The sequence below is a fragment of the Lacibacter sp. genome, from assembly GCF_035299325.1.
Classification (GTDB): Bacteria; Bacteroidota; Bacteroidia; order Chitinophagales; family Chitinophagaceae; genus Lacibacter.
On the sequence record NZ_DATGWT010000037.1, the window covers coordinates 150,843 to 159,664 of the forward strand.

The 8,822-nt window shown below is 41.3% G+C and carries 7 protein-coding genes and 1 tRNA gene; 5 read left to right on the forward strand and 3 right to left on the reverse strand.

What is annotated here, in order from left to right; translation table 11 throughout:
* Positions 1–6: 6 nt before the first annotated feature.
* From VK159_RS20185 to VK159_RS20195, 3 genes are all read right to left on the reverse strand, one after another.
* Positions 7–438: a hypothetical protein gene (locus tag VK159_RS20185; protein ID WP_324231978.1), complete on the reverse strand. Its 432-nt coding sequence runs from the start codon at positions 436–438 to the stop codon at positions 7–9.
* Between the two features lie 87 nt (positions 439–525).
* Positions 526–1,788 (reverse strand): adenylosuccinate synthase, encoded by a 1,263-nt coding sequence (locus VK159_RS20190; protein ID WP_324231979.1) that lies wholly within the window; start codon positions 1,786–1,788, stop codon positions 526–528.
* Between the two features lie 88 nt (positions 1,789–1,876).
* Positions 1,877–4,036 carry a bifunctional (p)ppGpp synthetase/guanosine-3',5'-bis(diphosphate) 3'-pyrophosphohydrolase gene (locus VK159_RS20195; protein ID WP_324231980.1) on the reverse strand — a complete coding sequence of 720 codons (2,160 nt, stop codon included), beginning with the start codon at positions 4,034–4,036 and terminating at the stop codon, positions 1,877–1,879.
* A gap of 244 nt (positions 4,037–4,280) precedes the next feature.
* On the opposite strand from VK159_RS20195, the gene VK159_RS20200 reads away from it, so the two are divergent.
* The 5 genes from VK159_RS20200 to clpX all read left to right on the forward strand — a co-directional run bounded on the left by VK159_RS20200 (position 4,281) and on the right by clpX (position 8,814).
* Positions 4,281–4,362: transfer RNA gene (locus tag VK159_RS20200), tRNA-Leu, on the forward strand.
* Between the two features lie 41 nt (positions 4,363–4,403).
* Positions 4,404–5,777, forward strand: a complete 1,374-nt coding sequence (gene tig / locus VK159_RS20205) for a trigger factor (protein WP_324231981.1) — start codon at positions 4,404–4,406, stop codon at positions 5,775–5,777.
* Positions 5,778–6,090: 313 nt separating this feature from the next.
* On the forward strand, positions 6,091–6,789 hold the full coding sequence (locus VK159_RS20210) for an ATP-dependent Clp protease proteolytic subunit (RefSeq protein WP_324231982.1): 699 nt from the start codon (positions 6,091–6,093) through the stop codon (positions 6,787–6,789).
* A 21-nt stretch (positions 6,790–6,810) separates the two neighbouring features.
* On the forward strand, positions 6,811–7,443 hold the full coding sequence (locus VK159_RS20215) for an ATP-dependent Clp protease proteolytic subunit (protein ID WP_324231983.1): 633 nt from the start codon (positions 6,811–6,813) through the stop codon (positions 7,441–7,443).
* Positions 7,444–7,581: 138 nt separating this feature from the next.
* Positions 7,582–8,814, forward strand: coding sequence for an ATP-dependent Clp protease ATP-binding subunit ClpX (gene clpX / locus VK159_RS20220; RefSeq protein ID WP_324231984.1), 1,233 nt, complete (start codon positions 7,582–7,584; stop codon positions 8,812–8,814).
* The last annotated feature ends 8 nt before the right edge of the window (positions 8,815–8,822 follow it).

The following is an 8,822-nucleotide window of genomic DNA, read 5'->3' on the forward strand; positions in this document are numbered from 1 at the left end:
ATTGAGTTAAAAATCATCATCGTCGTCATCAAAATCATCTGCGCCGCCACCCATCATATCAAACTCTTTAAAGTCGTCATCAACTTTAAAGTCATCCTCTTCTTCAGCGCCTTTCTTCTTGCCTGCAGCTTTGCCTTTTGATTTTGGAATATCAAACTCTTCAAAGTCGGGATCGTAATCATCATCTTCTTCGCCTTTGTTCCAATCATCATCTTCTTCATCCACTTCGTCTTCATCGTCATCATCATCTTTACCTTTCGATTTTGATGCAGATGCTTTTGCACCCTTTTTCACAACGGGTTCATCATCCTCAAATTCCAGATCATCCTCTTCGTCTTCATCATCTTCATGATTCTTTTTTGGCTTGGTATCAGCCTTCTTAGTATTCTCCGGTTTTGGAGTAGATGAGTCTCCTGTTTTCTTTATTGACTTTGCCATTTGTAACAACGATTATGCTGTAAAATTTCAACGGGTTTTTGAATTAGCCAAACTTTTTTTTAAAATTATTTTTGTAAGGCGTTTGTCTTATAAGGTTACGATCTGATCTCTGCCCGGTCCGTTGGAAACGTACTTCACTTCCACACCAAGGTACTCATTAATAAATGCAAGATAAGTATTCATTTGTTCAGGAAAATCAGCTGCAACTCTGCAGTCAGCTGCGGGTTTACTCCAGCCTTTGAATGCTTTGTAAACCGGATCAATTTTTACCTTACTGATCTCAAAAGGAATTTCCTGTGTTTCTTTTCCATTTACATTGTAAGATGTGCACACCTGGAGTTCCGCAAAACTATCAAGCACGTCTGATTTGGTCATTACAATTTGTGTAATGCCATTGATCATACAGGCAAATTTCAGCGCTACTAAGTCGATCCAGCCGCAACGGCGGGGGCGTCCGGTTGTTGCACCAAACTCATTACCGATCTTACGTAACTCATCGCCTGTAGCATCAAACAACTCAGTTGGGAAAGGTCCGCTACCTACTCTGGTGCAATAGGCTTTGGTGATACCGATCACTTCCCTGATCTTATTTGGTGCCACACCAAGTCCTGTGCTTACACCAGCCGAAATAGTGTTTGAAGAAGTTACAAACGGAAAAGTTCCGAAATCAACATCGAGCATGCTGCCCTGTGCACCCTCAGCCAATACTTTTTTGCCTTCGGCGATTTTTGCATTGATGAAATATTCACCATTTACAATGTTTAATGTTTTCAGGAATTCAACCGCTTCAAAGAATTCGGCTTCCCATGCACTGATATCTTCTGTGAAATTGTAATTATCGAGTAACTGCTGATGTTTTGCCTTCAGCTTGTTGTACAGTTTATTAAATTCAGGATCGAGCAGATCGCCAACACGCAAAGCATTACGTCCTGTTTTATCCATATAAGCCGGACCGATACCCTTTAAGGTTGATCCGATCTTCTCATCGCCTTTTGCCAACTCAGCAGCTTTATCTAAAGCTCTGTGTGTTGGGATGATAATGTTGGTGCGTTGTGCAATGAAAAGATTCTCTTTTACATTAACACCCATGGAGGCTACTTTTTCACACTCTCTTTTTAAGGTAACAGGGTCGAGCACCACACCGTTACCAATGAGGTTAACGATGCCTTTATGAAAAATACCGCTGGGGATTTGATGGAGCACTACTTTTTCACCATTCACATACAGTGTGTGTCCTGCGTTGGGACCACCCTGGAAACGGGCAATCACATCATAATTAGGTGCAAAAAAATCAACGATCTTTCCTTTTCCTTCGTCGCCCCATTGGAGGCCCAGAATTACATCAACCATAAAATAATTTGAGTGGATAATTTGAAGCCGCAAAAATAAGTGAATCGAAAGGGGAAGAAGAAATAAAAATGCAGTTGGGGAAAGAAAATTATTGTTCGGTATCGTAACGTTCAACATTCTGAATGCCCGTTAGTTTATACAGGCGTGAAACCAGTTCGTCCAGTTCGTCTTTATCGTGTACAAATATTTTGATGTTGCCCTCAAACACACCTTCTTTCGCTTCAATGGTGATGGCGCTGATGTTAAGCCGCATTTCACCACTGATGAGATTGGTGATCTTACTCACCACGCCCACATCATCAACCCCAATGATCTTGATACCGGTGAGGAAAGAGATCTCTTTGTTCTTGGCCCATTTTGTTTTCACCACACGGTGACCAAAATTTGCAAGCAATCTTGAAGCATTAGGACAAGTAGTGCGATGAATAATCAACCCCTTGCCGGTTGATACAAACCCGAACACATCATCACCGGGAATGGGTTTGCAACAATTGGCTAATGTATAGACGATCCTGTCGCTGCTCTCCCCAAAAATGATGAGTTCAGAATCTTTGTGTGATCCGGTGCGGTTAGGATCATACTCTGGCTTAGGTTCCATGACCGGCTTCACCGGTTTCGGGAGTTCCAGTTTATCGCCATGAATATGCAGCTCTTTTATTTCCTTGAGATCAATGGCCTTGGTGGCAATTTTGTAAAAGAGTTCTAACTGCGAAGGCAGTTTATAAAAAAGTGTGAGCGTTTCTACATTATTCACATCAAAGCTGGCGCCCATTTGTTCCAGTTTGCGTTGCAGCACATACTTACCTTCATCGGCCACTTTACGTTTTTCTTCTTTCAGGGCATCTTTGATCTTGCTTTTTGCTTTTGCCGTTACAACAAAATTCAACCAGTCTTCACTTGGTTTTTGTTTGCTGCTGGTGATGATCTCGATCTGGTCGCCACTACGCAACTTATGCGCAATAGGTACCAGTTTATGATTCACTTTTGCACCAATACATCTGCTGCCCACATCACTATGCACACTAAATGCAAAGTCTAAGGCCGTTGCACCAACAGGAAGCATTTTTACATCACCCTTTGGTGTGTACACATAAATTTCTTCTGCCAGGAAAGAACTTTTAAAATCCTGCAGAAAATCAAGTGAACTGCTATCCTGGTTACTTAATGCTTCACGAATATTATGGAACCATTTATCAAACCTGTCTTCGTCACCACTGCCCTCTTTATATTTCCAGTGAGCGGCCAAACCTTTCTCTGCAATTTCATTCATACGCTTGGTACGTATCTGTACTTCCACCCATTTACCTTGTGGCCCCATTACTGTTGTATGCAAGGCCTCATAACCATTGCTCTTTGGATTACTCAACCAGTCACGCAAACGTTCAGGTGATGGTGTGTACATATCTGTAACAATGGAATAAGCTTTCCAGCAATCTTCTTTCTCCCGTTCACTTGGTGAATCGATGATGATACGAATAGCAAACAAATCATACACTTCTTCAAAACTCACTCCCTTCTTTTTGATCTTGTTGGAAATGGAGTGGATGGATTTGGGCCGGCCATATAATTCATAATTTGTAAACCCGGCACGCTCTAGTTTTTCCTTGATGGGTTTTACAAACTCGTTGATATACCTGCTGCGTTCCCGTTTTGTTTCTGATAATTTGCGGGCAATTTCTTTGTACACATCCGGCTCCAGGTATTTCATGGAAAGATCTTCCATCTCCGTTTTAATATTGTACAAACCGAGACGATGTGCAAGTGGTGCATACACATAAACCGTTTCGCTGGAGATCTTTAATTGCTTCTCACGCTTCATACTATCCAGCGTACGCATATTGTGCAAGCGATCGGCAAGTTTAATCAGGATCACTCTCGGATCATCCGTCAGCGTAAGTAATATTTTCTTGAAATTCTCTGCCTGCTGTGTTGAGTTGGCATCAACTACGGTTGATATCTTGGTGAGCCCGTCAATGATGCGTGCAATCTCATTTCCAAATTCACGGGCCACGTCTTCCAGTGTTACATCGGTATCTTCCACGGTATCATGCAACAAAGCACAAATCGTTGATCGCACCCCAAGTCCGATCTCTTCCACACAAATCTGGGCTACCGCCAACGGATGTAATATATAAGGCTCCCCGCTTTTCCTGCGCATGGTTTTATGCGCATCAGCCGCCATTTCAAAGGCAGTACGCACCAATTCCTTATCGCCTTTTTTGAGTTTTGTCTTGAGCGAACGCAACAAACTGCGGTAATGACGAAGGATTTCCTTTTTCTCCTGATCGGGGGTAAGGGTATAGGCCGGTATAGTGGTAATTGTTTCCAGTAAATGCGAATTTACGAAAAAGGCGTTTGCGAAAGCGAATGAATAACTGAAACCCCCTACCTTTGCAACCCATTAAAAAAAAATTCCAATAACCAAAACCCAAATGCCAATAGGTTTCTGAGCAACTTGGACTTTGGATTTTGAACATTGGGTTTTCGCTCTTCCGGATGTGGTGAAATTGGTAGACACGTCAGACTTAGGATCTGATGCCGTAAGGTGTGGGGGTTCGAGTCCCTCCATCCGGACTTAAAACAACGCTATCAGCCGATAGCAAAAAGCTACAAACATGGCAACAGTAACAAGAGAAAACATTGGTTTGTTAACCGACAAACTGACTGTTAAGATCACCAAGGAAGAATATTTCCCTGCGTTTGAAAAAACATTGAAAACGTACAGCAAGCAGGCAAATATTCCCGGTTTCCGTAAAGGCATGGTGCCTGCAGGAATGGTGAAGAAGATGTACGGTCCCGGCATTTTTACTGAAGAAGTGATCCGTAATATCGAAAAAGGATTGAATGATTACCTGGTAAATGAGAAGCTGGACATTTTTGCTCAGCCTCTTCCGCTCAGCAATCTCGATTTCAAACCAAATATGGAACAACCGGCTGATTACAGCTTTGATTTCGAAATTGGTTTGAAACCTCCATTTGAGCTCAACCTCGGCAGCGTAAAAGCTCCTTACTACAGAGTGAAGGCAACACCTGAAATGGTGAATGAAGAAATTGAGCGTCTGCAAACACGTTTCGGCAAAATGACCGAGCCTGAAACTGTAAACAGCGATGACAATGTCCTCAATCTTACATTCGAAGAAAGCGATGCAGCCGGTAATGTAGTTGAAGGCGGCATTAAAAAAGATAATTCATTATTGGTTAAATATTTCACTCCTGCTTACCGCACACAGTTGCAGGGCAAGAAGAAAGATGATACCATCGTAATCACATTGCAGGATGCGTTTGAAGAAAAAGAACGCAACTGGGTGATCAGCGATCTCGGTTTGAAAGATGCTGCCGAAGCAGAAGGAAAAAATTTCAAACTCACCATTACAAAAGTTGGCTTTATTGAAAAACGTGAGCTGAACGAAGAATTCTTTAAAGAAGCTTTGCCCGGTAAAGACATTGCAACTGAAGCTGATTTCCGTGCTGCTATTGAAGCCGATATCCAAACCTATTGGGATCGTCAAAGCAGTAACCAGCTCCAGCACCATCTCTACCATGTGTTATTGGATGACACAAAAATGGAATTACCTGAAAGCTTCCTGAAAAAATGGTTGGCTACTTCCGGTGAAAAGCCAAAATCACCTGAGCAGGTTGAAGAAGAATATCCAACATTCAACAATCAATTGCGTTGGACGTTGATCACCGATAAAGTGATTACTGAAAATAAATTAGAAGTTACACAGGAAGAATTAAAAGAAAGCATGCGCCAGCAGGTATTAGGTTACTTTGGCAGCATGAACCTGGGCGATGGCAACCTTGAGTGGTTAGATCAATACGTTGATGGTTTATTGAAAGACGAACAACAGGTTGATCAAACATACCGCAGACTGGTAACTGAAAAAGTGTTTATCTGGGCTGAAGGCCAGGTGCAAAAAGAAGAGAAAGAAGTAAGTGCTGAAGAGTTTGCAAAGATGAATGAAGAGCACCAGCACCACCACCATTAAGATTTCTGATTTGCGATTTTAGATTTCAGATTTATACAAAACCCCGATGCAGCAATACATCGGGGTTTCTTTTTATATCTGCAGCTAAAAAAATGAACTGAATAACCTTCAGCCAATCTGCAATCGTCAATCTGAAATCTAAAATCAACCCAACCCCGTCATTATAGCCGAACTTCAACAACCTTAAACCTCAAACATTAAACCTCAAACCTTGTCTTCTGCCTTAATGTCCTGATTTTCTGCCTCGCATGGTATTTGAAAATAGATTATTCCAAACGATTTCCCTTAACTTCAAACCGGAAAAAAAACGATTATGGATTTGAATAAAGAATTTGAAAAATACGCCGTGAAACATCGTGGTATCTCCGGCGCCACACTGCATAATTATCAATCAGCATTAAATAACCCGACTAATCTTACGCCTTACATTATTGAAGAGCGTCCGTTGAACGTAGCCAGCATGGATGTGTTCTCACGCCTCATGATGGATCGTATCATTTTCCTGGGTGAGCCGATCAATGATTATGTTGCCAACATTGTAACTGCACAGATGTTGTTTTTGGAAAGTACAGATCGCACACGTGATATACAGATGTACATCAACAGCCCCGGCGGCAGTATCTATGCAGGTCTTGGTATTTATGATACCATGCAATATATCACACCTGATGTAAGTACCATAACCATTGGTATTGCTGCCAGTATGGGTGCAGTATTAATGTGTGCAGGTACAAAAGGAAAACGTACTGCATTAAAACATTCACGGATCATGTTACACCAACCGTATGGTGGTGCAGGTGGCCAGGCTACCGATATCCAGATCATGGTGAATGAAGTAAAGAAACTCAAAGAAGAACTCTATGAGATTATTGCTTATCACAGCGGTCAAACAATTGAAAAAGTAAAAGAAGACAGCGACCGTGATTTCTGGATGAAAGCCAGCGAAGCAAAAGACTATGGATTGGTGGATGAAGTATTAGTGATGAATCCCCGTAAATCAAAAGAAAGCTAAACCTCAAAAATCAAGTAAACTATGTATCAGCATAATTTAAAATTTCCCGTTCGTTTCGAAGACGAAGAAGAAGATGAACCAAAAGAAAATCCGTTAGAAAATTTTACTGCTGCGGCGTTTGGTCCTTACAACAAAAAATTCTTAGAGCAACGCAAGATATTTTTCTGGGGCGTTGTGCACGATAATTCTGCAAAAGAGATCGTCAACAAATTATTGTATCTCGATGCAGTTAAACCCGGCGAAGAAATTAAACTATATATCAACAGTCCCGGTGGCGTAGTTACAAGCGGCATGGTTATTTATGATACCATGAAATTGATCAGCTCACCTGTAAGTACAATTTGTATGGGTATGGCTGCATCAATGGGTTCCATCCTGTTAAGCGGTGGCACAAAAGGTAAACGTTACATTTTCCCGAGTGGTGAAGTAATGATCCACCAGCCAAGTATTGGAGGTGCACAGGGCACAAGTGCAGATCTTGAGATCATTGCCAACCAAATTGCGAAGACAAAGGAGATGGGTGCTAAAATCCTGGCAGAAAACTGCGGCAAAACCATTGAACAGGTATTGAAAGATTTTGACCGTGATTACTGGATGGATGCCAAAGAAGCGGTACAATATGGTATTGTGGATGGTATTCTCGACAAGCTCTGATCGCTCATTTACAGCATATAAAGGGATGGAATCTGTAGTATTCCATCCCTTTTTTATCAATATACTAGCGTAATTAAAAAGCATTATTATCTTTGAGTTGGTTTGTATAATCAAACCAACCTGAAAAATCCATTTCAAATGGCGAAAAACAACATGTTGCACTGTTCGTTTTGTGGCAGAAGCAGAGACGAAGTAAAGATCTTAATAGCAGGACAGGAAGGACATATTTGCGAAAACTGTGTAGAACACGCCCAGGAAATCATTGCCCAGGAATTATTACTACGCAATGAAGCAACTACCTCCAACTTTAAACTGAACGTAAAAAAACCGGTTGAGATCAAACGGTTTTTAGATGAATACATTATTGGGCAGGATGAAGCCAAAAAAGTATTGGCTGTTGCTGTTTACAATCACTACAAACGTTTAAAACAAAAAGCAGAAAGCGAAATTGAAATTGAAAAGAGCAATATTGTAATGGTGGGTGAAACCGGTACCGGTAAAACCCTGCTTGCCAAAACCATTGCACGTTTGCTGAATGTTCCGTTTGCTATTGTAGATGCTACCGTATTTACTGAAGCCGGTTATGTAGGTGAAGATGTGGAAAGTATTCTCACCCGTTTGTTACAGGTTTGTAACTACGATGTAGCTGCTGCTGAAAAAGGTATTGTGTATATTGATGAGATCGATAAGATTGCACGTAAAGGTGACAACCCATCTATAACACGTGATGTAAGCGGTGAAGGTGTACAGCAAGGTATGTTGAAGCTGCTGGAAGGAACTGAAGTATTGGTTCCTCCACAAGGCGGCCGCAAACATCCTGAACAAAAACTCATTAAGATCAATACACAAAATATTCTCTTCATTTGCGGCGGTGCATTTGATGGTATTGATAAAGTGATTGCCCGCAGGGTAAACACCAATGCCATTGGTTTTAACGTCAACAAAGAAGAACAGGAAAGCATGAAGAAGAACCTGCTGCAGTATGTAAATGCACAGGATCTGAAAAGTTTTGGTTTGATCCCTGAACTACTCGGACGTTTACCAATTGTTACATATCTCAATCCATTGGATGTGGAAACACTTCGTGAGATACTTGTTACACCAAAGAATGCGCTCATCAAACAATACCACAAATTATTTGAACTGGAAGGTATTGAACTCATCATTGATAATGATGTGTACGATTTCATGGTGAGCAAAGCAATGGAATACAAACTTGGTGCAAGAGGTTTACGCAGTATCTGCGAAAGTATTTTAACTGATGCTATGTTTGATCTGCCGGGCAGCGATGAAAAACAATTTCATCTTACACTCGACTATGCAATGCACAAATTTGATAAGAGCAAACTTGGATTGCTGAAAGTAGCATAAGCCTGAGT